The organism is Desertihabitans brevis, assembly GCF_003327535.1.
GTDB classification, from domain to species: Bacteria; Actinomycetota; Actinomycetes; order Propionibacteriales; family Propionibacteriaceae; genus Desertihabitans; species Desertihabitans brevis.
In genome coordinates this window covers 59,073-84,796 of sequence record NZ_QOUI01000006.1, presented here as the reverse complement: position 1 = coordinate 84,796, position 25,724 = coordinate 59,073, and the positions used below count along the sequence as shown (strand labels likewise).

At 73.6% G+C, this 25,724-nt stretch carries 24 protein-coding genes; 8 read left to right on the top strand and 16 right to left on the bottom strand.

The genetic code is table 11. From position 1 onward, the window contains the following. From DT076_RS10715 to DT076_RS10705, 3 genes are read left to right on the top strand one after another with little or no spacing between them, the layout of a single operon-like run. The gene (locus DT076_RS10715; RefSeq protein WP_114126676.1) at positions 1 to 945 is read left to right on the top strand and encodes a carbohydrate ABC transporter permease; all 945 of its coding nucleotides are present in this window, start codon (positions 1 to 3) and stop codon (positions 943 to 945) included. Then, positions 942 to 1,847, top strand: a complete 906-nt coding sequence (locus tag DT076_RS10710; protein WP_114126675.1) for a carbohydrate ABC transporter permease — start codon at positions 942 to 944, stop codon at positions 1,845 to 1,847. The genes DT076_RS10715 and DT076_RS10710 overlap by 4 nt, the downstream gene beginning before the upstream one ends. Before the next feature lie 40 nt (positions 1,848 to 1,887). Next, positions 1,888 to 3,585: an FAD-dependent oxidoreductase gene (locus DT076_RS10705; protein ID WP_114126674.1), complete on the top strand. Its 1,698-nt coding sequence runs from the start codon at positions 1,888 to 1,890 to the stop codon at positions 3,583 to 3,585. Positions 3,586 to 3,610: 25 nt separating this feature from the next. Here the strand turns inward: DT076_RS10705 and DT076_RS10700 are convergent, their stop codons facing one another. The 5 genes from DT076_RS10700 to DT076_RS10680 are packed head-to-tail and all read right to left on the bottom strand — an operon-like array spanning position 3,611 to position 8,976. Next, positions 3,611 to 4,696: an ABC transporter ATP-binding protein gene (locus DT076_RS10700; protein ID WP_114126673.1), complete on the bottom strand. Its 1,086-nt coding sequence runs from the start codon at positions 4,694 to 4,696 to the stop codon at positions 3,611 to 3,613. Then, entirely contained in the window at positions 4,696 to 5,532 is an 837-nt protein-coding gene (locus DT076_RS10695) for a carbohydrate ABC transporter permease (RefSeq protein WP_114126672.1), read from the bottom strand. Before DT076_RS10695 ends, DT076_RS10700 begins: the two co-directional genes overlap by 1 nt. Beyond that, positions 5,529 to 6,503, bottom strand: a complete 975-nt coding sequence (locus DT076_RS10690) for a carbohydrate ABC transporter permease (protein WP_114126671.1) — start codon at positions 6,501 to 6,503, stop codon at positions 5,529 to 5,531. Before DT076_RS10690 ends, DT076_RS10695 begins: the two co-directional genes overlap by 4 nt. A 4-nt stretch (positions 6,504 to 6,507) precedes the next feature. Next, the gene (locus tag DT076_RS10685) at positions 6,508 to 7,836 is read right to left on the bottom strand and encodes an extracellular solute-binding protein (protein WP_114126670.1); all 1,329 of its coding nucleotides are present in this window, start codon (positions 7,834 to 7,836) and stop codon (positions 6,508 to 6,510) included. Between the two features lie 48 nt (positions 7,837 to 7,884). Further along, positions 7,885 to 8,976: a Gfo/Idh/MocA family protein gene (locus tag DT076_RS10680; protein ID WP_114126669.1), complete on the bottom strand. Its 1,092-nt coding sequence runs from the start codon at positions 8,974 to 8,976 to the stop codon at positions 7,885 to 7,887. A gap of 135 nt (positions 8,977 to 9,111) precedes the next feature. Here DT076_RS10680 and DT076_RS10675 point away from each other — a divergent pair, with 135 nt between their 5' ends. Continuing rightward, positions 9,112 to 10,299: an ROK family transcriptional regulator gene (locus DT076_RS10675; RefSeq protein ID WP_158548106.1), complete on the top strand. Its 1,188-nt coding sequence runs from the start codon at positions 9,112 to 9,114 to the stop codon at positions 10,297 to 10,299. 19 nt (positions 10,300 to 10,318) lie between these two features. Here DT076_RS10675 and DT076_RS10670 read toward each other — a convergent pair whose 3' ends face one another. Next, on the bottom strand, positions 10,319 to 11,101 hold the full coding sequence (locus DT076_RS10670; RefSeq protein WP_114126860.1) for an HAD-IIA family hydrolase: 783 nt from the start codon (positions 11,099 to 11,101) through the stop codon (positions 10,319 to 10,321). Positions 11,102 to 11,167: 66 nt separating this feature from the next. Continuing rightward, complete coding sequence (locus DT076_RS10665) at positions 11,168 to 11,680, bottom strand: DUF5709 domain-containing protein (RefSeq protein ID WP_114126667.1); 513 nt, start codon at positions 11,678 to 11,680, stop codon at positions 11,168 to 11,170. A 135-nt stretch (positions 11,681 to 11,815) separates the two neighbouring features. On the opposite strand from DT076_RS10665, the gene DT076_RS10660 reads away from it, so the two are divergent. Together DT076_RS10660 and DT076_RS10655 are read left to right on the top strand one after the other, a co-directional pair. Next, complete coding sequence (locus DT076_RS10660) at positions 11,816 to 12,562, top strand: queuosine precursor transporter (RefSeq protein WP_114126666.1); 747 nt, start codon at positions 11,816 to 11,818, stop codon at positions 12,560 to 12,562. A 147-nt stretch (positions 12,563 to 12,709) separates the two neighbouring features. After that, entirely contained in the window at positions 12,710 to 13,885 is a 1,176-nt protein-coding gene (locus tag DT076_RS10655) for a S1 family peptidase (RefSeq protein WP_114126665.1), read from the top strand. Positions 13,886 to 13,955: 70 nt separating this feature from the next. Here the strand turns inward: DT076_RS10655 and tgt are convergent, their stop codons facing one another. The 4 genes from tgt to hrcA are packed head-to-tail and all read right to left on the bottom strand — an operon-like array spanning position 13,956 to position 18,179. Continuing rightward, entirely contained in the window at positions 13,956 to 15,176 is a 1,221-nt protein-coding gene (gene tgt, locus DT076_RS10650) for a tRNA guanosine(34) transglycosylase Tgt (RefSeq protein ID WP_114126664.1), read from the bottom strand. Position 15,177: 1 nt separating this feature from the next. After that, positions 15,178 to 15,930 (bottom strand): 16S rRNA (uracil(1498)-N(3))-methyltransferase, encoded by a 753-nt coding sequence (locus DT076_RS10645; protein ID WP_114126663.1) that lies wholly within the window; start codon positions 15,928 to 15,930, stop codon positions 15,178 to 15,180. Continuing rightward, positions 15,923 to 17,107, bottom strand: a complete 1,185-nt coding sequence (gene dnaJ / locus DT076_RS10640) for a molecular chaperone DnaJ (protein WP_114126662.1) — start codon at positions 17,105 to 17,107, stop codon at positions 15,923 to 15,925. Before dnaJ ends, DT076_RS10645 begins: the two co-directional genes overlap by 8 nt. A 55-nt stretch (positions 17,108 to 17,162) precedes the next feature. Beyond that, the gene (gene hrcA / locus DT076_RS10635; protein WP_114126661.1) at positions 17,163 to 18,179 is read right to left on the bottom strand and encodes a heat-inducible transcriptional repressor HrcA; all 1,017 of its coding nucleotides are present in this window, start codon (positions 18,177 to 18,179) and stop codon (positions 17,163 to 17,165) included. A gap of 79 nt (positions 18,180 to 18,258) precedes the next feature. On the opposite strand from hrcA, the gene DT076_RS10630 reads away from it, so the two are divergent. After that, positions 18,259 to 19,161 carry an MBL fold metallo-hydrolase gene (locus DT076_RS10630; RefSeq protein WP_158548105.1) on the top strand — a complete coding sequence of 301 codons (903 nt, stop codon included), beginning with the start codon at positions 18,259 to 18,261 and terminating at the stop codon, positions 19,159 to 19,161. Between the two features lie 30 nt (positions 19,162 to 19,191). On the opposite strand, the gene DT076_RS10625 is transcribed toward DT076_RS10630, so the two are convergent. Beyond that, on the bottom strand, positions 19,192 to 19,980 hold the full coding sequence (locus DT076_RS10625) for an inositol monophosphatase family protein (protein WP_114126659.1): 789 nt from the start codon (positions 19,978 to 19,980) through the stop codon (positions 19,192 to 19,194). 92 nt (positions 19,981 to 20,072) lie between these two features. On the opposite strand from DT076_RS10625, the gene DT076_RS10620 reads away from it, so the two are divergent. Further along, positions 20,073 to 21,092 carry a LacI family DNA-binding transcriptional regulator gene (locus tag DT076_RS10620; RefSeq protein WP_114126658.1) on the top strand — a complete coding sequence of 340 codons (1,020 nt, stop codon included), beginning with the start codon at positions 20,073 to 20,075 and terminating at the stop codon, positions 21,090 to 21,092. Positions 21,093 to 21,098: 6 nt separating this feature from the next. On the opposite strand, the gene DT076_RS10615 is transcribed toward DT076_RS10620, so the two are convergent. The 4 genes from DT076_RS10615 to DT076_RS10600 form a co-directional block, all read right to left on the bottom strand. Then, positions 21,099 to 21,761 (bottom strand): response regulator, encoded by a 663-nt coding sequence (locus DT076_RS10615; RefSeq protein ID WP_114126657.1) that lies wholly within the window; start codon positions 21,759 to 21,761, stop codon positions 21,099 to 21,101. Beyond that, entirely contained in the window at positions 21,758 to 23,017 is a 1,260-nt protein-coding gene (locus DT076_RS10610) for a sensor histidine kinase (RefSeq protein ID WP_114126656.1), read from the bottom strand. Before DT076_RS10610 ends, DT076_RS10615 begins: the two co-directional genes overlap by 4 nt. A gap of 10 nt (positions 23,018 to 23,027) precedes the next feature. Next, positions 23,028 to 23,924 (bottom strand): CPBP family intramembrane glutamic endopeptidase, encoded by an 897-nt coding sequence (locus DT076_RS10605; protein ID WP_114126655.1) that lies wholly within the window; start codon positions 23,922 to 23,924, stop codon positions 23,028 to 23,030. 195 nt (positions 23,925 to 24,119) lie between these two features. Then, positions 24,120 to 25,724 carry an N-acyl-D-amino-acid deacylase family protein gene (locus DT076_RS10600; protein ID WP_114126654.1) on the bottom strand — a complete coding sequence of 535 codons (1,605 nt, stop codon included), beginning with the start codon at positions 25,722 to 25,724 and terminating at the stop codon, positions 24,120 to 24,122.

Sequence of the window (25,724 nt, the reverse complement as noted above, 5' to 3'; positions counted from 1 at the left end):
GTGTCGACCCTCGAGCAGACCGCGGTGCGGGCCCCGGCCGCGCCCACCCCGGGGACCGCGGAACCCCGACGCCGCCGCCGGCTGCGCCCCACCCAGTGGATCGGCGTCCTCTTCGTCCTCCCGGCCACCCTCTACGTGGTGGTCTACCAGCTGGTGCCGGTGGTCTACGGGCTGGTGCTCAGCTTCACCGAGTACAGCCCGCTCAGCCGCTCCGGACCGGAGTGGGTCGGCGTGGCCAACTACCTCGCGCTGGTCGGTGACGACGACTTCGCCCGCGCGCTGGCCGTCACCGGGCAGTACGTGCTGATGGTCCTGCCACCCACCGTGGCGATCGCGCTCGGCCTGGCCATGCTGGCCAACCGGCCCTTCCGCGGGATCGGGGTCTTCCGCTCCGCGCTGTACGTGCCGCACATCGTCTCGCTGACCACGGTCGCGGTGGTCTGGCTGTGGATGTACTCCCCGAACGGGCTGTTCAACGAGGCCCTCACCGGCCTCGGGCTCCCTCCGCAGTCGTGGCTGCTGGAGGAGGACACCGCGATGCCGGCCGTCGCCGCGATGCGGGTCTGGAAGGCGCTGGGCAGCAACATGGTGCTGCTGCTGGCCGGGCTGCAGTCGATCCCCCGGGAGCTCTACGAGGCGGCCAGCACCGACGGGGCCGGCGCCTGGCGACGGTTCCGCCACATCACCCTGCCGGGGCTGCGGCCGATCCTCACCTACGTGGTCGCGATGGACATCATCTACCTGGCCCAGGGGTTCGCCGAGCTGTTCATCCTCACCGGTGGCGGACCGCTGGCCAGCACCACCACGGTCAACTACCTCATCTACACCGAGGCGTTCCAGTACAACAGCTTCGGCAGCGCCTCGGCGATGGCGTTCGTGCTGTTCGCCTTCATCGCCGCCTTCTCCTTCCTCTCCATCCGCGGGATCGCCGGGAGGAGGTCGTGAGCGCCCCCGTCGTCGCCGCCCCGGGACGGAACCGGGGCTGGCGCCGGGCCGTCCGCGGCGGCTGGCCCACCCGGCTGGTGCTGCTGGCCGCCACCCTGCTGGTGCTGGTGCCCTTCGCGTGGATGGTCAGCATCTCCTTCACCCCCGAGGAGCAGGCCTTCTCGTCGGTGTCGCTGCTGCCGGCCCAGCCCACGGCGGTCAACTACGGCTCCGCCGTCACCGACGCCAACCTCGGCCGGGCCATGCTCAACTCGCTGGTGGTCACCGTCGTCCCGGTGCTGACCAACTGCGTGGCCGCCGTGGCCGCCGGCTACGCCTTCGCCCTGCTGCCCTTCCGGGGCAGCACCGCGCTGTTCTACCTGCTGCTGTCCACCGCCGCCATCCCCGGCTCGGTGACCCTGATCCCGCTGTTCCTCATGGCCAAGGGGTTCCCGCTGGCCGGCGGGAACGACCTGGCCGGCTACGGCGGGACGGGGCTGCTGGACAGCCTGCCGGGGCTGATGCTGCCGCACCTGGTGATGACCATGAACATCTTCCTGGCCCGGCAGTACTTCACCACCGCCAACCCGGACCTGGCCGAGGCGGCCCGGGTGGACGGCGCTGGTGAGCTGCGCATCTTCACCGCCATCTACCTACCGCTGTCCCGACCGATCGTCGCGGTGATCGCCATCTTCACCTTCACCGGCGTCTGGGACGACTTCCTGTGGCCGCTGGTCATCACCCAGTCGCCGCAGGTGCAGACCGTCCAGCTGGCGCTGGCGCAGTTCCTGGCCACCGGCACGGTCCGCTACGGGACGTTGATGGCCGGTGCGGTGCTGGCCACGGTGCCGGTGCTGGTCATCTTCCTGCTCAACCAGCGCCACTTCGTCTCCGGCCTCGCCGACGGCTCCGTCAAGGGCTGAGCCGGCCCCCGTCCCCACCGATCCCCCACGAGAGGAACCCATGTCCACCCCTGCCAACGGCACCGCCACGCCGACCTCCCCCGCGCACCCGACCGACGTGCTCACCGCCGACCTGGTGGTGGTCGGCGGCGGCCTGGGCGGCGTCGCCGCCGCGCTGACCGCGGCCCGTCTCGGGCGCCGGGTCGTGCTCACCGAGCGCTCCCCCTGGCTCGGCGGCCAGCTCACCACCCAGGGCGTCCCGCCCGACGAGCACGCCTGGATCGAGACCTCCGCCGCCTCGCCGAGCTACGTCGAGCTGCGCGAGGGCGTCCGCGCGCACTACCGGCGCCACTACCCGTTGACCGCGGAGGCGGCAGCCGACCCGCACCTGAACCCCGGCGCGGGTTTCGTCTCCCGGCTCTGCCACGAGCCCCGGGTCGGCGCCCTGGTGCTGGAGGAGATGGTCTCACCGCTGCTGGCCTCCGGACGCCTGACCTGGCTCCGCGAGCACGAGCCGGTGGGTGCCACCCGCGAGGGCGGCGAGATCAGCTCGGTCGTCGTCCGCGGCCGGCGGACCGGCGTCGAGCGCCGGCTGGTCGGCGCCCTGGTGGCCGACGCCACCGAGCTCGGCGACCTGCTCCCGCTGGCCGACGTCGAGCACGTGATCGGGGCCGAGGCGCGCGCGGAGCACGGCGAGCTGCACGCCCCCGAGGTGGCGGACCCGCTGGACCAGCAGGCGATCTCCTGGTGCTGCGCGCTGGAGTGGGCGCCGGGGTGCGACCACACCGTCCCCCGGCCGGACCGCTACGACTACTTCGCCACCCAGGTGGCGCCGTTCTGGCCGGGGCCGCAGCTGTCCTTCGACGACGTCGAGCCGATCTCGCTGGCCCGGCGCACCCGGCCCGTGTTCGACGGCGACCCGGCCGAGGCGCCCACCAGCCTGGCCAAGGACCTGTGGCACTACCGGCGGATCCTGGCTCGCCAGCACCTGCGCCCGGACTTCCCCGGCGGGGAGATCACGCTGGTCAACTGGCCGCAGGTCGACTACTGGGAGGCGCCCCTGCTCGGTGTCGCGCCGCAGCAGCAGCACGAGGCGCTCGAGGACGCCCGCCAGCTGACGCTGTCCTTCGTGCACTGGCTGCAGACGGCGGCCCCCCGTGGCGACGGCGGCACCGGCTACCCCGAGCTGCGGCTGCGCGGGGACGTCCTGGGCACCGCCGACGGGCTGGCGATGGAGCCCTACATCCGCGAGTCGCGCCGGATCAGGGCGCTGTTCACCGTCCACGAGGGCCACATCGGCAAGCAGATGCGCGGCGAGGGCACCGGCTCGGAGCTGTTCGAGGACTCCGTCGGCACCGGCTACTACCGGATCGACCTGCACCCCTCGACCGCCGGACGCACCTACGTCGACATCGACTGCTTCCCCTTCCAGATCCCGCTCGGTGCGCTGATCCCCCGCGACGTCACCAACCTGCTCGCGGCGAACAAGAACATCGGCACCACCCACATCACCAACGGCGCCTACCGGCTGCACCCGGTGGAGTGGTCGATCGGGGAGGCCGTCGGGGCGCTGTCGGTGCTCTGCGCCGAGCGGGGGGTCCGTCCGGCCGACGTGCACGCGGACCCGGCTCTGCGTGGGGAGCTGCAGCGGCTGCTGTCGGAGGACCTGGGGGTGACGCTGGCCTGGCCCGAGCCGGTCCGGCGCAACCTGCCGGACCTGGACGCCCCGATCGCGGCCGTCGGCGCCCACTCGGGCTGACGCCGGGAGGACCGCGCGCCGGCCGTCAGCGGTCGGCGCCGGTCAGGCGCTCCTCGCTGGTGGGGTCGAAGCAGTGCACGGTGGCCCGCTCGGCCCCGAGCACCACCCGGTCGCCCACCGTCAGCTCGCTGAACCCGGGGACGCGGACCACGAACAGCGCGCTGCCCAGGTCGACGGTGACGTCGGAGACGTTGCCGAGCGGCTCGACCACCTTCACCTCGCCCGAGGCGTCCTCGCCGTCGGCGGCCCGCCGCAGCGAGCACTCCTCGGGCCGCAGGCCCAGCCGCACCTGCTCGGCGTCCAGCCCGGCCACGTCGACGGTGAACGTCGAGCCGCCGACGGCGTAGCGGCCCCGCTCCACCCGGGCCGACGGCAGCAGGTTCATCCGCGGCTTGCCGACGAAGGAGGCCACGAACGTGGTGGCCGGGCGGTGGTAGATCTCGTACGGCGTGCCGTACTGCTCCAGCTTGCCCCGGCTCATCACCACGATCCGGTCCGAGAGCGTCATCGCCTCCTCCTGGTCGTGGGTGACGTAGACCGAGGTGGCGCCGAGCTCGGCGTGCAGCAGCTTGAGCTCGCTGCGGGTCTGGTCGCGCAGCAGCGCGTCCAGGTTGGACAGCGGCTCGTCGAAGAGGAACACCTTGGGACGCCGGGCGATCGCCCGCGCCAGCGCCACCCGCTGGCGCTGGCCGCCGGAGAGGTTGCGCGGCCGGTTGCCCAGCACGTGCTCGATGTCCAGTCGCCGGGCGGCGTCGACCACCCGCCGCTCGGTCTCGGCCTTGTCGACCTTGCGCATCCGCAGCCCGAAGCCGATGTTGTCGCGGACGTCCATGTGCGGGTAGAGCGCGTAGTCCTGGAAGACGAAGGCCAGGTCGCGCTTGTCCGGCTCGAGGTCGTCCACCCTGGCGCCGTCGATGAGGATCTCCCCGCCGGTGATGTCCTCCAGCCCGGCGATCATGTTGAGCGTCGTCGACTTGCCGCAGCCCGACGGCCCCAGCAGGGACACGAAGTGGCCGTCGGCGATGGTGTAGCTCAGGTCGTGCACGGCCCGGACGGCCTTGCGGCCCCGCCCGTAGTCCTTCTGCACCCCGACCAGCTCGATCGTTGCCATCAGCCCTTCACCGCACCTTCGACGAGTCCTCGGATGATCCACTTCTGCGCCACCAGCGCCAGCAGCAGCACCGGCGCCGCCGTGATCACGCCGGCGGTGGCGGCCGACGTGTAGTCCATGGCGAACAGCCCCTGGAAGGCCGCCGTGCGCACCGGCAGCGTGGTCGCGCTGGTGATGGTCAGCACCTTGGCCAGGAAGAAGTCGCTCCAGGCCGTGATGAAGGCCAGCACCGCCGCGGCCGCCAGGCCCGGCGCGGCCAGGGGCACCGCGATCCGGGTCATGATCTGCAGCCGGTTGCAGCCGTCGACGACCGCGGCCCGCTCCAGGCTGGGCGGCAGCTCCTCGAAGAAGCCGACCATCATCCAGACCACCAGCGGCAGGATGAACGCGGTGTAGGTGATGACCAGCCCCAGCAGCGTGTCGTACTGGCCGAAGGCGCGCAGCAGGATGAACAGCGGCACCGCCAGCACGATCACCGGCACCGCCTGCACCGTCAGCATCCCCAGCAGCAGCACGCTGCGGCCGCGGAACCGGTAGCGGGCGATGACGTAGGCGCAGCCGGAGCCGAGCACCATGCACAGCACCGTGGTCGCCAGCCCCACCACCGCCGAGTTGGCCATCGGCGTCAGGAAGGAGGGGTCGCTGAGCAGCGCCGCGTAGCTGTCCAGCCGGATCTGGCTCGGGTCCAGGTCCGGGGTCAGCGTCTGCAACGCGGTCGCGGGGTAGAGGCTGTAGAGCAGCATCCAGGCGAACGGCGCCAGCAGGTAGACCAGCAGCAGCGCCACCAGCACCCGGTGCACGACGGTGCGGGCCAGCCGCGTGCGGGCTCGGCTCATCGGACTCCCTCCTTGTGCCGGTCGCGCAGCAGCAGCACCCAGAGCAGCGCGAAGGCCAGCACGAGCACCATGGACGCGACCGCGATCGCCGCGCCGTAGCCGCGGTCGAGGTTGCTGAAGCTCACCAGGTAGGTGAGGAAGCTCAGCGTGGTGGTGCCCTCGGCCGGCCCGCCCGAGCCGCCGGTGAGCACGAAGATGGTGTCGAACACCTTCAGCGACCACATCGTCTGCACCACCAGGGCGAAGAGGATCGGCCCGCGCAGGTTGGGCACCGTGACCCGGACGAACTGCTGCCAGGGCGAGGCGCCGTCGATCCGCGCGGCCTTGTAGACGTTGGCCGGGATGCCCTGCAGCCCGGCCAGCATCAGCAGGGTGAGGAAGGGCAGCAGCTTCCACATCTCGGCGAAGATCAGCACGTTCATGGTCAGCTGCGGGTCGGCCAGGAACTGCACCCGCTCGCGGAACAGCCCGAGCCCCAGCCCGACCGCGTTGACCACCCCGGTGGCGCCGTCGAAGATCAGCTTCCACATGATCCCGTTGACCACCGGCGGGACGGCCCACGGCACCAGCAGCAGCACCCGGGCCAGCGTGCGTCCGCGGAAGTCGACGTTGAGCAGCACCGCCAGCAGGACGGCCATGCCCACCCCGCCGAGCACCGTCACCGCGGCGAACAGCAGGGTGCGCCCCAGCGCCCGGTGCACCTGCCCGTCGCCGAGCAGGTCGACGTAGTTGCCGAGACCGACGAAGGGCCGGTCGCCGGGGATCTTGTCGTTCCAGTCGAAGCCGGAGACGTAGAGCGCGTAGCCCATCGGGTAGCCCAGCAGCAGCACGATGACGACCAGCGCCGGGGCGGCCATCAGCAGGGCGAAGCGCAGGTCCCGCAGCCGGCGGCGCCGGGCGCCGGCACCGGTGGAGCGCGGCTCCTGCGGTGCCGACGCGACCGGCGGCGTCGAGGTGGTGGTGGAGGTCATCGGCTCATCCCAGGTAGCGGCGGACCAGTTCCTCGGTCTGCGCCGCGGCGTTGTCCAGGGCCTCCTTCGGCGTGGTGGTCTGGTTCATCACCTCGCTGATCTGCACCGAGAGCAGCTGGTCCAGCTCGCTCGACCACGGCACGCCCCAGCGCTTGGTGGCGTACTGGGTGGACTCCTGGTAGGTCTGGAGCACCGGCAGCGCCTCGATGCTGGCCGGGTCGGTGAGCACGGGCTCCGACACCGGGAACCAGCCCTCGTCGGCGACGATCTTGCTCTGCACCTCACCGGTGGCCACGAACTGCAGCCAGGCCAGCGCGGCCTCCTTGTTCTGGGAGAACTTGCTGATCGCGAAGCCCTCCGAGCCGTCGATCGAGGCCGAGCGGACGCTCATCCCGGGGATCAGCCCGTTGCCGACGGTCGAGGCGTCGAGCTGGGACTCCTCGCCGGTGGCCACCGCGTACTGGAACGGCCAGTTGAACACGATGCCGGTGCTGCCGCGGGCGAACTGGTCGCCGAGGTCGGAGGCGTTGGTGGTCTGCAGCGAGGCCGGGTCCATGACCTGGTGCAGGGTGAGCAGCTCCTGGAAGCGGGTCAGCGCCTCCACCCCCTGCTCGCTGTTGAAGATCGGCTTGTAGTCGGCGTCGTACATGTCGCCGCCGTTGAGCAGCAGCACCCGCAGGAAGTTCTGGTAGGCGCCGGCGGCGTTGCCGATGTCGCAGGCGTAGCCCCACTGGCCCTCCCGCGTCATCGCCTTGGCCGCGGCCACGAACTCGTCCCAGTCCTGGGGCGCGGTCTCGGGGTCGAGGTCGGCGGCGGCGAACATCTCCTTGTTCCAGAACATCGTCTGCACGCTGGAGAACTTGGGCAGCCCGTACACCTTGCCGTCCCAGCTCACCGCGTCCAGCGCCGGCTGGATGAGGTCGGACGGCACCGCGGAGGCGTCCAGCTCCTGCAGCCAGCCGGCCTGGCCGAACTCCGCCGACCAGCCGGCCCAGGTCATCACCACGTCGACGCTGCTGTCCTGGGCGGCGAAGAGGGTGGCGAAGCGGTCGTGCAGGTCGTTGAAGTTGCCCTGGGTGTACGACTTGACCTTGATGCCGGTGGCCGCCTCGAAGGCGGCGATCGTCGAGGCCTGGAACGTGGTGTTGGTGTTGTCGTCGAGGATCGTGATCTCACCCGAGGGCGCGCTGCCCGGGCGCAACGGGCCGTCCTCCGGGGCGGCGGCACCGCCGGCGGAGGGGTCGTTGGCGCTGACGCAGCCGCCGAGGGCCAGGGACCCCGCGGTGAGCGCACCGAGCTGGAGCGCGCGTCGACGGGAGAAGCTGTTCACCATGGTTGTGCTCCTAGTGGTCGTTGGTCGGCCCTGATCGCGACATCGCGGTCAGGCGGGGATGCTCTGGGGGTCGGCCGGCGCGGCGTCGGCGGCGTCCGGGCCGGCGGGTCCGCTGCCGATCGGCACCGGACGTCCGGTCTCGAGGCTCTCGTGCACGGCGACGATGCTGCGGGTGACCAGCAGGCCGTGCCGGGCGCCGGGCAGGTCGAGGTCGGCCCCGCCCAGCAGGGCGACGAAGTCGTCGACCATGTCGATCGGCACGCCGCGCAGCCGCCCCGCCCGCTCGTGCACGCCGAACTGCAGCCAGCTGGCCCGCTCGGCGTCGTAGCGGGTGACCCCGCTGGGGCTGATGTCGACGGTGTAGCTGGTGGTGTCGGTGTGCACCTCGTAGCGGAAGTCGAAGACCGAGGGCATCGAGGTGGGCAGCACCCAGGAGGAGTTGAGCACCACGACCGAGCCGTCCGACATCGCGAAGGAGGCGGTGACGACGTCCCAGGTGGGCACGCCGCGCCCGGGCAGCACCCGCTTGACGCCGCGGGCGAAGACGTCGACCGGGACGGCGTCGGAGAGCCACATCGTCAGGTCGAGGGTGTGCGGCATGAGGAACCAGGCCGGGGAGCTCGCACCGGCCCAGGACAGCATCTGGGTGGGCACGAAGACGGTGTCGTTGAGGTTGGCCACCTGGTGCACGACCCGTCCCTGCCCGCCGCCGGCGAGCTGCGCCCGCACCTCGGCGAAGCGCTCGTTCCAGCGGTTCTCGAAGCCGACCACGGCGTGCACGCCGGCCCGCTCGGAGGCCAGGGTGATCGCCTCGGCGTCCTCCACGGTGGTGGCCAGCGGCTTCTCCACCAGCAGGTGCAGCCCGGCCTCGGCGCAGCGGACGGCGACGTCGCGGTGGGCGAAGTCGGGGGTGGCCACCACCACGGCGGTCAGCTCGTCGGCGAAGCGCGTCAGCAGCTCCTCGACGTCGGCGCAGACCGGGACGCCCAGCGCGGCGGCCGCCGCGGCACGGGTCCGCTCGACCGGCTCGCACACCGCCACCAGCTCCGCGTCCGGGTTCTGCTGCAGGGCCCGGGCGAACATCGAGCCGCGGATCCCCGCCCCGACGACCGCCACGCGGACCCTCCCCTGTGCTGCCATCTGCTCTGCTCCACTCCTCGGGCGGTATGTATGAAGTGGTAACTTACATAGTGGGATGGGGTCTTGCCAGACCCTGTCCGTCACGAAATGGTCAAGCCACGTAACGGTTGGACGACAGCCACGGGAAGGCGGCAGGTGACCACAGCCAGCAACGGCGGGCGGACCCGTCTGCTGAGCCCGAGCACCATGGGGCGCAGCAACCGGTCACGGGTGCTGCAGCTGCTGCTGCAGAACGGGCCGACCAGCCGGGCCGAGCTCGCCCGCTCCCTCGGCGTGAACCGGGCCACCATCGCCACCATCCTCCAGCCGCTGATCGAGGACGGCCGGCTGGTGGAGGGCGAGGCGGTGGCCGCCTCACCCGCCGGCGGCAAGCCCGCGCGTCCGCTGTGGTTCAACTCCCAGGGTGAGGAGCTGGGCTCGGTCCGGATCTCCTCCACCCGGCTGACCGCGGCCCGGCTCAGCATGGACGGCACCATCCGGGTCGCGGGGCAGCGCACCATCGACCCGTCCTGGCCGCTGCCGCGGATCTCCGAGCACCTGCTCGACCTCGCCACCGAGTGCTTCGACGGACGCCGGCTGCTCGGCATCGGCGTCGCCGCGGCCGGGATGGTCGACACCACCACCGGCACCATCCTCTCCCTGCACCTGGCCCCGGTGATGAACGGCTTCGCCGTCGCCGACCTGCTGAGCAGCCGCTTCGCCACCTCGGTCAGCGTCGACCACCACCCGCGCGTGCTCGCGCTCGGCGACCGGTGGTTCGGGCTGGGCCGCGGGGTGGACCACTTCGCCTCGGTCTACACCGGCGAGGCCCTCGGCATGGGCATCGTGCACGCCGGCGAGGTGTTCCGCGGCTCGCACGGGGCCGGTGGGGAGTACGGCCACATCGTCGTCGACCTGCGAGGGGCCACCTGCCTGTGCGGGCGCCGGGGCTGCTGGGAGACGGTGGCCACGGTCGGCTGGCTGCGGGCCCGGGCGCTGGAGCGGGGGCTGCCGGGCGGCGCGGAGGCCAGCTGCACCTCGCTGGCGGCCCTGGCCGCCGATGGGCACGACGGCGCCCGGGAGCTGCTGGCCGAGTACGCCGACAACCTCGCGATCGGGCTGGCCAACAACGAGCACATGCTGGCCTCGCAGACCTACATCATGCACGGCGACGTGGTGGGCGGCGGCGAGCTGGTCCGCTCGATGCTGGCCGAGCGGCTGGCCGCCACCGCCCCGCACCGCGACGAGCCGCCGACCGTGGTGCTCGACACCAGCGACGAGGACACCGTGCTGCTGGGTGGCGGCGGGCTGGTGCTGTCCAGCGAGCTGGCGACCAGCTACTAGCCCGCTCGGTCGGGCGTGCTCAGTCGGCGCTGAGCTCGGCAGCCTCCACGGGGCGCCACTGCTCCACCTTCGGCACCAGGTCGGCGATCGAGTCGACGATCCAGGTGGGCCGGTACGGGAACTGGCGGACGTCCTCGCGCCGGGTCGAGCCGGTGAGCACCAGGGCGGTGCGCAGCCCGGCCTCCAGCCCGGAGACGATGTCGGTGTCCATCCGGTCGCCGACCATGATCGTGGTCTCGGAGTGGGCGTCGATCCGGTTGAGCGAGGACCGCATCATCAGCGGGTTGGGCTTGCCGACGTAGTAGGGCTCGATCCGGGTCGCCCGGGTGATCAGCGCGGCGACCGAGCCGGTGGCCGGTAGCGGCCCCTCCTTCGAGGGCCCGGTGGCGTCGGGGTTGGTGGCGATGAACTTCGCACCGCCCGCCACCAGCCGGATGGCCCGGGTGATGGCCTCGAAGGAGTAGGTGCGGGTCTCCCCCAGCACCACGTACTCCGGGTCGGTGTCGGTGAGCACGAAACCGGCCTCGTGCAGCGCCGAGGTCAGCCCGGCCTCCCCGATCACGTAGGCGGTGCGCTCGGTGGCCTGCTCGGCCAGGAACGCCGCCGTCGCCAGCGCCGACGTCCACAGGTTCTCCTCGGGCAGGTCGATGCCGGAGGCGCTGAGCCGGGCCTGCAGGTCGCGGGCGGTGTAGATCGAGTTGTTGGTGAGGACCAGGAACCGCCGCGAGGTGCGCTGCAGCTCGGCGATGAAGTCGGCGGCACCGGGGATGGCGTGCTGCTCGTGCACCAGCACGCCATCCATGTCGGTCAACCAGCAGGCGGCCACCTCCTGCTCGGGACGGGCCGCCTGCTCCTCGACCGGCACCGCTCAGACCTCGGGGTCGTCGGGCAGGGTCACCACGTCGTCGTCCTCGACCACGTGGACGGCGGCCTCCTCGGCCCCCGCGGCGGCGTTGTCGATGCCGACATCGGTGGCGAGCAGCTCGTCCTCGGAGTCCTCCACGCCCATCCCCTCACCACCGGAGGTGGCGGTCAGCCGGCCGGCGCGCTCGTCGCCGACCTGGGAGTCGTCCAGCACGTCGAGCTCGGGCTCGATGATGTCCTCCTCGGTGGTGTCGGAGTCGATCGTCTGCGGACGCGGCTCCTCCTCCTCGACGCCGACGTCGGGCTCCTCCTGGGCGATGCGCATGTCGAGGGTCTCGCCCTCGCGCTGCTCCTGGACGGTGTTGCCGTAGCCCTCGGCGGCCGACCACTTGTCGGGGGCCACCCAGCCCTGGTCGAGCGGGTCCGAGCCCGGCTTCTCGCCCTCGAGCGTGCGGTGGAACTCGCCCTGGTCCAGCTGCTCCGACTCGTCCGGGGCGTCCTCGTGGTACTGGCTCATGGCTTCTCCTCCCTGGCGGCGGCCGTCGGGTGACGTCCGCTCGTCGTGTTCTCTCCGTCTGGGTGGCGCGAGCAGCTCGCGACCACCTGATGTTCCCCACCGAACCACATCAGCAAACCACTACGCTTCCCAGCCGTGCCACGACCCGCCGCGACCGAGGAGCCGAGCCCGCCCCGCCGCCCCGCCGGGCCGGCCCGGGGCAACTACGACCTCGTGGTCGCGCTGTTCGTCGGGCTGCTGCTGATCTCCAACATCGGTGCCACCAAGCTCATCCAGCTCGGCCCCGAGGTCGCGGTCGGGGGCTACCCGGTGCTCCCGGTCATCACCGACGGCGGCGCCTTCCTGTTCCCGCTCACCTACGTGCTCGGCGACGTGCTGGCCGAGGTGTACGGGTGGCGGCGGGCCCGTCGGGCGATCGTGGTCGGCTTCGTGCTGGCCGCGCTGATGTCGCTGACGTTCTGGGTGGTGGCCGCGATGCCGCCGGCCAGCGACTGGACGCTGCAGCAGGCCTGGGTCAGCGTGCTCGGCTTCGTGCCGCGGATCGTGGTGGCGAGCCTGTGCGGCTACCTGGCCGGACAGCTGCTCAACGCCCTGGTGCTGGTGCGGCTGAAGCGACGCACCGGTGGGCGCCGGCTGTGGCTGCGGCTGCTCGGCTCGACCGTGGTGGGTGAGCTGGTCGACACCGTGGTCTTCTGCACCCTGGCCTTCGGCTCACCGGGGAGCTGGCTGGGCGGCGACTCCATCCCGCTGGAGAGCCTCGTCAACTACGTCGTCACCGGCTTCGTCTACAAGGTGCTGGTGGAGGTCGTGCTGCTGCCGGTCACCTACCTGGTGATCCGGGCCGTCCGGGCACGCGAACCGGAGCCGGTCGAGCCGGGCTGACCACCAGCGCGGCTGTCAACATCGTTGACACGGTGTCCAATGTGTTGACACGGCTGAGAGAACCGGGCTAGTTTCCTCAGCAGACCCGGGAGGACCCGCTCTCCCCGACGGCCCCGGCCGCTGCCACGCACCAGGAAGGTCCGCCCCATGGAGCCCACCCCCACCCCGCGCCGCCGGCGCCGTCTCGGCCTCGGACTGCTCGCCGGCGCCGCGACGCTCGCCCTGGCCACCTCGTTGACCCCCGCCGCCGCCGAGCCCGACGCCACTGCCGCCGAGGAGGCGCTGGCCGCCTCCGAGGGCATCAGCGTCGCCGAGGCCCGTGAGCAGTTCCAGCACGAGGCCGAGCTGAGCCGCACCTCCGAGGAGGTCGTCGCCGATCTCGGCGAGCAGGAGCAGGCCGGCAGCTACATCGAGGGCGAGCAGCTGGTCGTCGCCGTCACCAGCGAGGCGGCCGCGGAGAAGGTGCGGGCCGGCGGGGCCGAGGCCCGGGTCGTGCAGCGCAGCCAGGCCGAGCTCGACGAGACGATGAGCGCCGTGGAGGCCGCCGCCGCCCCGGGCCTGGTGAGCTGGGGCGTCGACCCCAAGGCCAACCGCGTGGTGGTCGAGGTGGCGGCCGACGCCGACGACGCCGCCACCCAGCGGGCGGTCGCCGAGGCCGAGGCCGCCGGTGCCGAGGTGGTCGAGGTCGAGGGCCGCACCGAGACCACGGTCGGCATGGTGGGCGGTGAGCAGTACGAGTTCCGCGCCGACGGCGGCACCTACGTCTGCTCGGTCGGCTTCACCGCCACCGACGCCAGCGGGCGCCCGGCGATGGTCTCGGCCGGCCACTGCGCCGAGGGCGCCAGCAACTTCACCTTCAAGGGCACCGCGATGGGCACGCCGATCGGGGTCAGCTTCCCCGGCGACGACCACACCGCCTTCGCGCTGGCCGCCGGCGTCACGCCCAGCGCCGCGGTGAGCACCTACGACGGGTCGGCCACCCCGGTCGCCGGCTCGAGGGAGGCCGCCGTGGGCGCGGCCATCTGCAAGAGCGGACGCACCACCGCCTGGACCTGCGGCACCATCCAGCGCAAGAACGTCACGGTGAACTACGGCGGCACCGACACCGTCGGCGGACTGACCCAGCACAGCGCCTGCACCGAGGGCGGCGACTCGGGCGGTGCGAACGTCTCGGGCCAGCAGGCCCAGGCGGTCACCAGCGGCGGACGCCTCTACGGCACCAGCGGGGTGTGCGGGGAGAAGGTCGGCCAGCCGACCGTCTCCTTCTCCCAGCCGGTCAACGAGATCCTCACCGCCTACGACCTGGACCTGCTCACCAGCTGAGCGGTCCCTGCCCACCCCCGCGGACGTGCCGTCCGGCCCCCGGGCCGGACGGCACCTCCGTCTCCCGCCCTCAGCGGGTGCCGGCGTAGTAGCGGCCGAGGGTCTCCCGCTCCAGCTCGTCCAGGTCGCCGCGCTCGATCGCGGCACGGATGTCGTCGACCAGCCGCACGACGAACCGCTCGTTGTGCAGGGTGGCCAGCGTGGCCGCCAGGTGCTCCTTCGCGCGGAACAGGTGGTGCAGGTAGGCCCGGGTGAACCGGCTGCAGGTGTAGCAGTCGCAGCCGGGGTCCAGCGGCTCGAAGGAGCGGCGGTGCCGGGCGGCGGTGATGTTGTAGCGGCCGTCACGGCTGTAGATCGCGCCGTTGCGGGCCACCCGGGAGGGCGAGACGCAGTCGAAGGTGTCGGCCCCGTGGCGGACCGCGGTGAACACGTCGTCGGGCTCGGAGATGCCGAGCAGGTGGCGCGCCCGGTCGCGGGGCAGCTCCTCGGCGCACCAGCCCACGATCGTGCCGAGGTTCTCCTTCTCCAGCGCGCCGCCGATGCCGTAGCCGTCGAAGCGCTGGCCCTCGACCTCGAGGGCGGACAGGTCGCGGCAGGCCTTGCGGCGCAGGTCCTCGTACTGGGCGCCCTGGACGACGCCGAACAGGGCCTGCCGCGGCCGGTGCGGGCGGGCCGCGTGCTGGCGGACGTGCTCGGCCAGGCACCGCTCGGCCCAGCGCCGGGTGCGCTCCAGCGACTCCTCCTGGTAGCCGCGGCTGTGCGCCAGGGTGGTCAGCTCGTCGAAGGCGAAGATGACGTCGGCGCCGAGCTGGTGCTGGATCCGCATGGAGATCTCGGGGGTGAACCGGTGCCGGTCGCCGTTGAGGTGGGAGGTGAAGGTCACCCCGTCCTCGTCGACGGCGGCCAGCCGCTCCTTGCCCGGTGCGACCACCTGCTCCTCGGCCAGCCCGCTGACGTCCATCGCCAGCACCTTGCGGAAGCCCACCCCGAGGCTCATCACCTGGAAGCCGCCGGAGTCGGTGAAGGTCGGCCCGTCCCAGCCCATGAACGCGGCCAGCCCGCCGGCCTCGTCGACCACGTCGGGACCGGGCTGCAGGAACAGGTGGTAGGCGTTGGCCAGCACCGCCTGGGCACCGAGGTCGGCCACCGCCGCGGGCAGCACCGCCCGGACGGCGGCCTTGGTACCCACCGGGATGAACGCCGGTGTGCGGATGCTGCCGTGCGGGGTGTGCAGGATGCCGGTGCGGCCCAGCCCGTCGGCCAGCTCGACCCCGACCTCGAAGCCGCCCACCTCAGGCCCGTCCGGCCGAGCGCAGCGCGGCCACCGCGGCGAGCTGGGACAGCGCGACCACCCCGGCGGTGGACGTCCGCAGCACCGTCTCCCCCAGCAGCACCGGACGCCCGCCCGCACCGGTCAGCGCGGCCAGCTCGTCCTCGCTGATCCCGCCCTCGGGGCCGACCACCAGGGCCAGGCTGCCCCCGGCCGGCGGGGCCGCCGCGACCAGCGGCTCCGCGGCGTCCTCGTGCAGCACCAGCACGGCGTCGAACCCGGCCAGCCGGCGCAGCAGCTGGGTGGTGCTGTGCAGCGGGGCCACCTCGGGCACGCTGAGCCGGCGGGACTGCTTGGCCGCCGCCCGGGCCGCGGCCTGCCACTTCGCCCGCGCCTTCTCCCCGCGCTCACCCTGCCAGCGCACGATCGAGCGGGACGCCTGCCAGGGCACCACCTCCTCGACGCCGACCTCGGTCAGCACCTCCACGGCCAGCTCGGCGCGGTCGCCCTTGGGCAGGGCCTGCACCACGCTCAGCCGCCAGGGCCGGGGCTGCTCGTGCACGTGGGCCAGCACCCGGACGGCCAGCTCGGCCTTCCCGGCGCCGACCACCTCCCCGCGCACCCCGCGGCCGGCGCCGTCGGCGAGCAGCACCGGCTCGCCCACCGCCAGCCGCTGCACCGTGGCGGCGTGGCGACCCTCCGCGCCGTCGAGCACCACGCTCGCCCCGACCGGTGGGAACGGGTCGAGCGGGTGCAGGAAGAGCGGGTCAGTCATGCCCGCCGAAGGCCTCCTTGAGCCGGGAGAACATCCCGCGTCCGTGCTTCTGCACGCTGGGCTCGACGCTGTTCTCCCCCCGCAGCTCGGCCAGCTGGCGCAGCAGCTCGCGCTGCTCGTCGTCCAGCCGGGTCGGGGTCTGCACCATGAAGGTGACACCGAGGTCGCCGCGGCCGTTGGAACGCAGCCGGGGCACCCCCTGGCCGGGCACGGTGACCCGGGTGCCGGACTGGGTGCCCTGCGGCACCTCCAGCCGCACCTCGGGCTCGCCCAGGTCGTCGTCGGGCCGGTCGGCGGCCAGCGTCTGCACGGTGACCTCGGTGCCGAGCGCCGCTGCGGTCATCGGGATCTTCACCACCATCTCCAGGTCGTCGCCGTCGCGGCGGAAGACCTCGTGGTTGCGCACCACCAGCTCGACGAACAGGTCACCGGCCGGGCCGCCGCCGGGGCCGACCTCGCCGTGGCTGGCCAGGTGGATCCGGTTGCCGGTGGAGACGCCGGCGGGGATCTTGACGTTGATGCTGCGCGAGGCGCGGACCCGTCCCTCGCCGGAGCACTCGTGGCACGGGTTGGTGATCACCGAGCCGTAGCCGCGGCAGTTCGGGCACGGCTGGGTGGAGCGGATGTCACCGAGGAAGGAGCGCTGCACGGTGGTGACGTCGCCCTGCCCGTGGCAGGTGCTGCAGCGGGTCGGCTCGCTGCCGTCGGCCGAGCCCTTGCCGTTGCACACCGTGCACAGCACCGCGGTGTCGACCTTGACGGACTTGGTGATCCCGAAGGCGGCCTCGGCCAGGTCGAGCTGCAGCCGGACCAGGGCGTCCTGGCCGCGACGGACCCGCGAGCGGGGCCCCCGGGAGGTCTGCTGGCCGAACATCGCGTCCACCAGGTTGGTGAAGTCGAAGCCGGCCCCGCCGAACCCGCCGGCGCCCCCGAAACCGCCCGCACCGCCGAACCCGCCCATCTGGTTGGGGTCGCCGCCGCGGTCGTAGATGTGGCGCTTCTGGGGGTCCTTGAGGGTCTCGTAGGCCTCGTTGATCTGCTTGAACTTCTCGTGGGCGTCCGCGCTCTGGGCGACGTCGGGGTGCACCTTCATCGCCATCCGGCGGTATGCCTTCTTGATCTGCTCGTCGGTCGCGTCCCGGGAGACGCCGAGGACCTCGTAGTAGTCAGTGCTCATCGTCGTGTGGTTCGTCCTTCAGCCGTGGGCAGATTCGTTCGGTCGTGTGCGGGGCTCAGCCCTCGGCCAGGAAGCGGCCGACGTACCTGGCCACGGCCCGCACCGAGGCCATCGTCGAGGGGTAGTCCATCCGGGTCGGGCCGACGACCCCCAGGCTGGCCCAGATGTCGCCGTCACTGCCGTAGGCGCTGGCCACCAGCGAGGTGGTCTGCAGCTCACGGTAGGGGTTCTCGTGCCCGACCCGCACCGTGACGTCGCCGGGGGTGGCGGCCTCCCCGAGCAGCTTGAGCAGCACCACCTGCTCCTCCAGCGCCTCGAGCACGGGCTTGACGGTGGTCTCGAACTCGGCCCCGAAGCGGGTCAGGTTGGGCACCCCGCCCACCACCACCCGGGTGGAGGTGGAGGTGCCCAGGATCTCCAGCAGCGCGCTGCTGACCTGGGTGCCGGCCGCGGACAGCGGCGGGGGCAGCTGGTCGTCCAGCGTGCCGAGCGCGGCGGCGGCGTCGGCCAGGGAGGTCCCGGCCAGCGCGGCGTTGAGGATGCCGCGGAGCTGGGCCAGCTCGTCCTCGGTGATGCCGGGCACCTCGACCGGGCGCTGGTCGACCTTGCCGGTGCTGCTGATCATGATGACCAGCACCCGGTCGCCCCCGAGCGAGACCAGCTCGACGTGGCGCACCGAGGCCGAGCTCAGCACCGGGTACTGCACGATCGCGACCTGCCGGGTCACCTGGGCCAGCAGCCGCACGGTGCGGCCCACGACGTCGTCGAGGTCGAGGGCGCCGGAGAGGAAGGTGCTGATCGCGCGGCGCTCGGCCGGCGACAGCGGCTTCACCCCGGCCAGCCGGTCGATGAAGAGCCGGTAGCCCTTGTCGGTGGGGATGCGGCCGGCGCTGGTGTGCGGCTGGGTGATGTAGCCCTCGTCCTCCAGCACCGCCATGTCGTTGCGGACGGTGGCCGGGGAGACGCCGAGGTTGTGCCGCTCGACCAGCGCCTTGGAGCCGACCGGCTCCTGGCTGGAGACGTAGTCGGAGACGATGGCGCGCAGCACCTGCAGCTTGCGGTCGTCGAGCACGTGGCCTCCTCCCCGTGGGCCCGCGGTCGGTCTACCGCAGGACTGGCACTCGTCTGGGTCGAGTGCCAGTCTAACCGCTATGGCGAACAACGGGGACGTCCCGGGTGACGGGTCGGCGGCCGGGCCGGGCACCTGGGTCGAGGTGGCCGACCGGGTCTGGACGGGCGTGCTGGAGCCGGACGCCGTCACCATCGGGCTGGTGGCCGGCGGGGACGGGCTGCTGGTGGTCGACACCGGCTCCACCCCCGCGCAGGGAGCGGCGCTGCGGGCCTCGGCCGAGCGGCTGACCGGGCTGCCGGTGCGGGCGGTGGTGGTCACGCACGCGCACTCCGACCACGCCTTCGGGCTGGCCGCCTTCGACGACGTCGACACCTTCGGCCACGAGGGGCTGGCCGACGAGCTGGCGTCGGCCCCGGCGCGGGCGCGCGCCGCCGAGCTGGGTGTCGACCCCGGCGACCTGCGCACGCCCAGCCGGCCGTTCGCGCTGGCCGCCGGGGTCGACCTGGGCGCGCGCTGGGTGGAGCTGGCCCACCTCGGGGTCGGGCACACCCGCAGCGACGTGGTCGTGGTGGTCCCCGACGCGCGCGTGGTGTTCGTGGGCGACCTGGCCGAGTCGGCGCCCTCGCCGGTCGACGGCTCCCCCGCGCCCTGGTTCGGGCCGGACTCGGTGCCCGAGGAGTGGGCGGCCACCCTGGACGCGGTGCTCGGGCTGGTGGCCCGCGGCGACGTCCGCGCCGTCCCCGGGCACGGGCCGGTGATGACGGTGCAGGACCTCATGCTCCAGCGCGGTCAGGTGGCGGCCGTGGCCGGGGAGGTCGAACGGCTGGTGCGCGCCGGCGTCCCGGCGGAGCGGGCGGTGGCCGAGGGCCGCTGGCCCTTCCCGGCCGAGCACGTCGCCGAGGGGGTGCCGGTCGCGCACGCCCGCCTGGTCGCCGCCGGCGTCCGGCCGGACCCCCCGCAGCTCCCCCTGCTCGGGCGCTGACTCCCCTCCCCCCTGCGCGGTTCCACCTGGTCAGGCGGGCGAGCCGGCGTTGAGGGCGTCGACGGCAGTGGCGGTGAGGTCGACGTCGGCGCCGACCACCAGCGGGGCGCCGCCCAGACCCGGCCGGTAGGTCTGGCCGGTCAGCAGCGTGGCCTCGCCGCCGAGCTCACGCACCATCAGCGTCCCCGGGGCGTGGTCCCAGGGCTTGGGCGAGGCGTAGACGAGGTAGTCGATCTCACCGGTCAGCAGCTTGGGGTAGTCGATCCCGCAGCACCACCAGGTGTCCCCGATCGGGCCCAGCGGCGGGAAGTCGCCGTCGCGCCAGCGGCGCCGTGAGCTGACCCCGCGCCAGCCGGCCGGGTCGCCGCCGACCGTGCGCGGTGCCAGCGGGGTGCCGTCGAGGGTGACCCCCGCACCGCGCTCGGCCACGAAGGAGCGCTGGTGCTGCGGCTGGTGGATCCAGCCCCGGACGGCCTCCCCGCGACGCAGCTCGGCCACCATCACCGCGTGGTCGGCCGATCCGCGGACGAAGTTGCCGGTGCCGTCGATCGGGTCGATCACCCAGGCCTGCTCGGCCTCGGCCAGGCCGTCCAGCACCGAGGCGTCGGCCGAGACCGCCTCCTCCCCCACCACCAGGGCGCCGGGGTGGGCCCGCGACAGCGCCTCGGTCAGCGCCACCTCCGCCTCGTGGTCGGCCACCGTGACGTAGTCGCCCGGGCCCTTCTCCGAGACCTCGGCCTCGCCGAGGGCCCGCCAGCGGGGGGTGACCACGGTCTCGGCGACCCGGTGGATCAGCTGCAGCACCTCGTCGGTGTCCATGGCCCCCAGCCAACCAGATGTCCGCGGGGTGTTTGCGCCCGTGGACGCCAGCACCGACAATGCCGCGAGGCCCCGACCACGGAGGGAGGCCGATGGCCCGGATCACGATCCGCACCATCGCGGACGCCTGCGGGGTGTCCCCGTCCACCGTCTCCAACGCCTACAACCGTCCCGGCCAGCTGTCGGTGCAGCTGCGCGAGCGGATCCTCGCCACCGCCGAGGAGCTGGGCTACGCCGGTCCGAGCGCGGCCGGGCGGTCGCTGCGCTCGGGTCGGGCCGGGGCGCTCGGCGTCCTGCTGGCCGACCAGCTCTCCTACGCCTTCTCCGACCCCTACGCCATCGGCTTCCTCGTCGGGGTCAGCCAGGTGGCCGAGGCCGAGGGGGTCAGCGTGCTGCTGCTCAGCGCCACCGACCCGTCCGGCCACCCCGACATCGGGGCGGTCCAGCGGGCCAACATCGACGGCATCATCACCCTCTGCATGGACTCCGACCACGTGGTGCTCGACCACGCCAAGCGGCGCGGGCTGCCCGTGATCTCCACCTACGCCCGCTCCGGGGACTTCTCGGTGGCCATCGACGACCGGCTGGCCGGGCGGCTGCTGGGCGAGCACCTGCACGCGCTGGGCCACCGGCGGATCGCCTGCGTCACCGGCGGATACGCCCCCGACGGCTCGGGCGTGCGACGGGTCGACTCGCTGGCCGAGCTGTCCTACCCCGAGCGGCTGCTCGGGCTGGTCGAGGCGATGCCCGGGGTGGAGTCGGTCGTCTTCGCCGCCGACTACAACTCCTTCGACGCCGGGCGGCTGGCCGCCGCCGAGATCGCCGCCCTGGACCCGCCCCCGACCGCGGTGGTGGGGCTCAGCGACGTGCTGGCGATCGGCGCCCGCCACGAGCTGCTGGAGCGGGGGCTGCGGGTGCCCGAGGACGTCTCGGTGTGCGGTTTCGACGACATCGACGAGGCCGCCCACCACGGGCTGACCACGGTGGCGCAGCCGATCCTGGAGAAGGGCCGGCTGGCCGCGCAGATGCTGGCCGACCCGACCCACCGCGGCCGGGTGGTGCTGGACGTCCGGCTCGTCACCCGCAGCTCCACCGCTCCTCCGGCGTCCTGACCGCACTCACCGGCCGTCGACGACGACCACCCCGTTCTGGTAGGCCCACACCACCGCCTGCAACCGGGAGCGGACGCCGAGCTTGGGCAGGATCCGGGCCAGGTGCGACTTCACCGTGGAGACCTCGACCACCAGCTCGGCGGCGATCTCCTCGTTCGACATGCCGCGGGCCAGCAGCAGCAGGATGTCGTGCTCGCGGGCGGTCAGCTCCTCCGCGGCCCGGCCGGCGGTCACCGGCTGCAGGCTGCGGCGGCTGGCGAACTCGCGCAGCACCCGCCGGGTCAGCCCCTGGTCGAGGGTGCCCTGGCCGGCGGCCACCCGGCGGACCGCCTCGACGATGGTGGTCGGGTCGGCGTCCTTGAGCAGGAACCCGGCCGCTCCGGCCTCGAGCGCCCCGAAGACGTAGTCGTCGAGGTCGAAGGTGGTGAGCACCAGCACCGGGACGGGCCGCTCGCGCGCGGTCAGCCGGCGGGTCACCTCGATCCCGTCCAACCCGGGCATCCGGATGTCGAGGCACGCCACGTCGGGAGCCAGCTCGTCGGCCATCGCCAGCGCCGAGGTGCCGTCCTCGGCCAGCCCGACGACCTCGAGGTCGGGTTCGGCGTCGAGCAGGGCCGACAGACCAGCGCGCACCAGTGCCTGGTCGTCGGCCACCAGCACCCGGATCACCGGCTCACCCCCGTGGGCGCGGTGGACCGGTCGGCCCGGGGCATCCGCACCCGCACCTGCCAGCCCCCGTCGGCGGTGGGCCCGGAGTGCAGCTCCGCGCCCAGCAGGTCGGCGCGCTCGCGCATCCCGACCAGGCCGAACCCGGACGGCCCCTCGCGGTCGGTGCCGCCGGGGCCGTTGGTCACCGTCAGCACGAGAGCGCCGGGGTCACGGTCGTCGACCTCGACCCGGACCGGCGCACCGGCGGCGTGGCCGGCGGCGTTGGCCAGCGCCTCCTGGGCGATCCGGTACACGGCGAGCTGGGCCACCGGGCCGACACCCGCGGCCAGCGGAGCGTCGTCGGCGGCGGCCCGGGTGACGAGCTCGACCGCCGTCCCGGCCTCCCGACGCCGCTCGACCAGCGTCGCTATCGCGGCCACCGACTCCGCCGCCCGGATGGCCTCGGTGTCGGTGCGCAGCAGCCCGACCAACCGGCGCAGATCGGCCAGCACCGCGGTGGTCTGCTCGCGCACCTGCGCCACCGACCGCCGCGCGGTCGCCGGGTCGGTCTCGATCTGGCGGTCCAGGGCGGCGGCGACCAGCGCGATGCCGGAGAGGTGGTGGGCGGCGATGTCGTGCAGCTCGCGCGCCATCGCGGTGCGCTCCTCCGCGACCGCCGCCCGCACCAGCGCGTCCCGTTCCCGGCGGACGGCCCGCAGCTCCTCCCGGCGGGCGTCGCGGGCCTCCCGGCGTCCGACCACGGCGACCGCGAGCAGCAGCGGGGCGCCGAGGGCTCCCAGGGCCTGCACGACGCCGAGCCCGACGGCCGTCAGCGGACCGGCGGCACCGACCGTCAGCGTGTTGACCGCCTCCCCCGCCGTGACCGCCAGCCCGGCGAGCACCAGCGGCACGACCAGCGCCCGCAGCGGGCGGCGGAGCACGGCGAGGAAGACCGCGACGGCGACCGGGGTGCTGGTGAGGCTGAACAGCTCGCCGGTGCCGGCCAGCGCCAGCGGCAGCGGGAGCAGGGCCACGACCCCCAGCACCACCCGCGGGGACCGGCCGGCCAGCACCAGGGCGACGGCCTGGGCGGTGAGGGTGCCCAGCCCGGACCACCAGCCGGGTCCGCCCGGGGCGGGCAGCGGTGGCGTCCCCGGCTCGGCGGCGGCCAGCAGCGGCAGCGCGAGCAGCACCCCCACGACCACCAGCCAGCACCCCGCGGCCACCAGCAGGTCGGTGGCCCCGGGAGCCGGCCGGTCGGCGCGCACGACGCTCACGGCACGCACCCTAGTGCTGCGGGTCGGGCCGGTAGCCAAGCCGGCCGCGGGTGCCGACGAGCACCACCGCGGCGACCGCGACCGCGGCGACGGCCTGGGCGAGCAGGGTGGTGTCGGCGTCGAGGGCGGGGAACATCTCGCTCCACACGATCGAGGAGAAGTTGTTGACGCTGACGTGGGTGAGCATCGCCAGCGGCAGGCTCTGCCCGGTGCGGTTGAACACCCACGACATCACGAAGTTGAACGAGACGCAGAAGAGGACGAAGACCAGCGGACGGGTCCAGTGCAGGTCGGGCCAGCCGCCCCACTCGGTGAGGAACAGCGGCAGGTGCCAGACGGCCCACAGCGGGCCCAGCAGCAGGGAGGCGCCCAGCGGCCCGAACCGGTCCTGCAGCCGCGGCAGGGCGAAGTCGCGCCAGCCCGGCTCCTCGGCCAGACCGGTGGTCAGCAGCTGCAGCACCAGACCGGGCAGGTAGGCCACCAGCACCAGCACCGACGGCGCGCGGACGTCGCCGCCGGAGAAGACCAGTCCGGCCAGCGTGAGCACCGCCGGGACGCCGAGCAGGGCCACGGCGTACCAGGTCCAGCGGACCCGCCAGCGCCACAGCCGGCCGACCCAGCGGCGCAGCCCGGCCCGGCCGTCGGCCACCGCGGTGACGAGGAACGCGGAGAAGATCGGCCCGAGGTAGGCCCCGGGCAGCATGCCGAGGAGCTGGCTGGTGCCGAGCACCTCGGGGAAGCGGAACGCCCACAGGCCGAGGCCGTTCTGCGAGAGCACGTAGGGCGTCCAGGCCGCCCAGCTGAGCAGGTTGGCCAGCAGGAAGAAGCTCAGCAGCGGGTGCCGCCGGACGACGCCGGCGAGCCCGCCGGAGCGGGTGGTCGGAGGGTTGGGGTCGGTGGTGATCATGACCCCGACGCTAGGAACCGGGGCGGGGGTGCCACGAGAGCCGGACGACGGGTCCTCCCGACCTCCATCGAAGGATGGAGACGGGTCAGGCCCCTTCACACACCGTCGTCGGGCGGCACACCTGCTGCAGCAGGGGTGCCGGTGCACGAAGGTGTGTGCCGGTGCACGAAAGTGTGTGCCGGGGCGGGACGGGGCTCAGGCGGCGGGACGGTGGCCCGGGCCGGGCAGCCAGCGGCCGGCCCGCTCGGAGGTGACGGCGCCGTCGGCCCAGGCGGGACGTCCGGCCACCCACACCCGGGAGACGCCCTCGGCCAGCCGGTACGGCTCGGCGTAGGTCGAGCGGTCGGTGACGGTGGCCGGGTCGAGCAGCACCAGGTCGGCCACCGCCCCGGGACGCAGCACGCCCCGGTCCTCCAGCCCGAGCCGGCGCGCCGGCAGCCCGCTCATCTTGTGCACCGCCTCGGCGAGCTCCAGCACGCCGAGCTCGCGGACGTAGCGGCCGAGCACCCGGGCGAAGGTGCCGAAGCTGCGCGGGTGCGGCTGGTCGGTGCCCTCGGGGCGCAGCACCCAGCCGTCGCTGGCCACCGCCACCCGCGGGTGGCGCAGCACCTGCACGACGTCGTCCTCGGCCAGCGCGTGGTTGACGATGCCGACCCCGGCGCCGTGCGCGGCCAGCACGTCGAGCAGCACCTCGGTGCTGGTGCTGCCGTGCTCGGCGGCCAGCTCGGTCAGGCTGCGGCCCACCGCTCCGGCCCAGGGGCCGTCGCTGACCGCGGCGAGGACCACCCCGGCCGGGTCGAAGGCGCGCCCGCTGGCCTCCTCGACCTCGGCGGCCACCCGGCGCCGGGTGGCGGGGTCGCGCAGCCGCTGCTGCATCGCCTCCGGCCCGCCGTCCAGCGCCCAGCCGGGCAGCCGTGACATCAGGGTGGTCGAGGTCGCGGTGTAGGGGTAGACGTCGGCCTGCACGTCCAGGCCCTCGGCGACCGCCTCGTCGAGCAGGTCGAGGGCGGCGCCGACCCGTCCGTGGTGGGCGGGGCCGACCGACTTGAGGTGGGACAGCTCCAGCCGCACCCCGGTGGCGCGGGAGAGGTCGAGGGCCTCGGTGACCGCCGTCAGCAGGTCGGCCGACTCGCCGCGGATGTGGGTGCTGTGCAGCAGCCCGCGACCGGCCGCCACCGCCAGCAGTGCCCGCAGCTCGGCCTCGTCGGCGTAGCTGCCCGGGGCGTAGACCAGGCCGGTGCTGACCCCGGCCACCCCGGCGGTGGCGGCGGCGTCCACCAGGGCCCGCATCCGGTCCAGCTCCTCGGCGGTGGCCGCGCGCTGGTCGGCACCGACCACGGCCGCGCGCAGCGAGCCCAGCCCGAGCTGGGTGACGACGTTGACCGCGGGACGGGCCGCCTCCACCGCGGCGGTGAACCCGCCCGCGTCGGTCCAGCTCCAGCCGAGCTCGGTGCCGAGGAAGCGGGTGGCGCGGCGCACCCAGCCGGCGTCGTCGACCGGGAACGGGCTGAACCCGCAGTTGCCCACCACCAGGGTGGTGACGCCCTGGGCGAGCTGGGTGTCGGCGGCCGGGTGCGCCTCCACGGTGAAGTCGGCGTGGGAGTGCAGGTCGATGAATCCCGGGCACAGCACCAGCCCCTGCCCGTCGACGACCTCACCGCCCCGGTCGCGCCAGCCGGGGCCGACCGCGAGCACCCGGTCGCCGGCCACCGCGACGTCGGTCACGGCCGGCTCGGCGCCGGTGCCGTCGACCACCAGCGCGCCGGCGAGGACGAGGTCCGGACGTCCTGCTGCGGACAC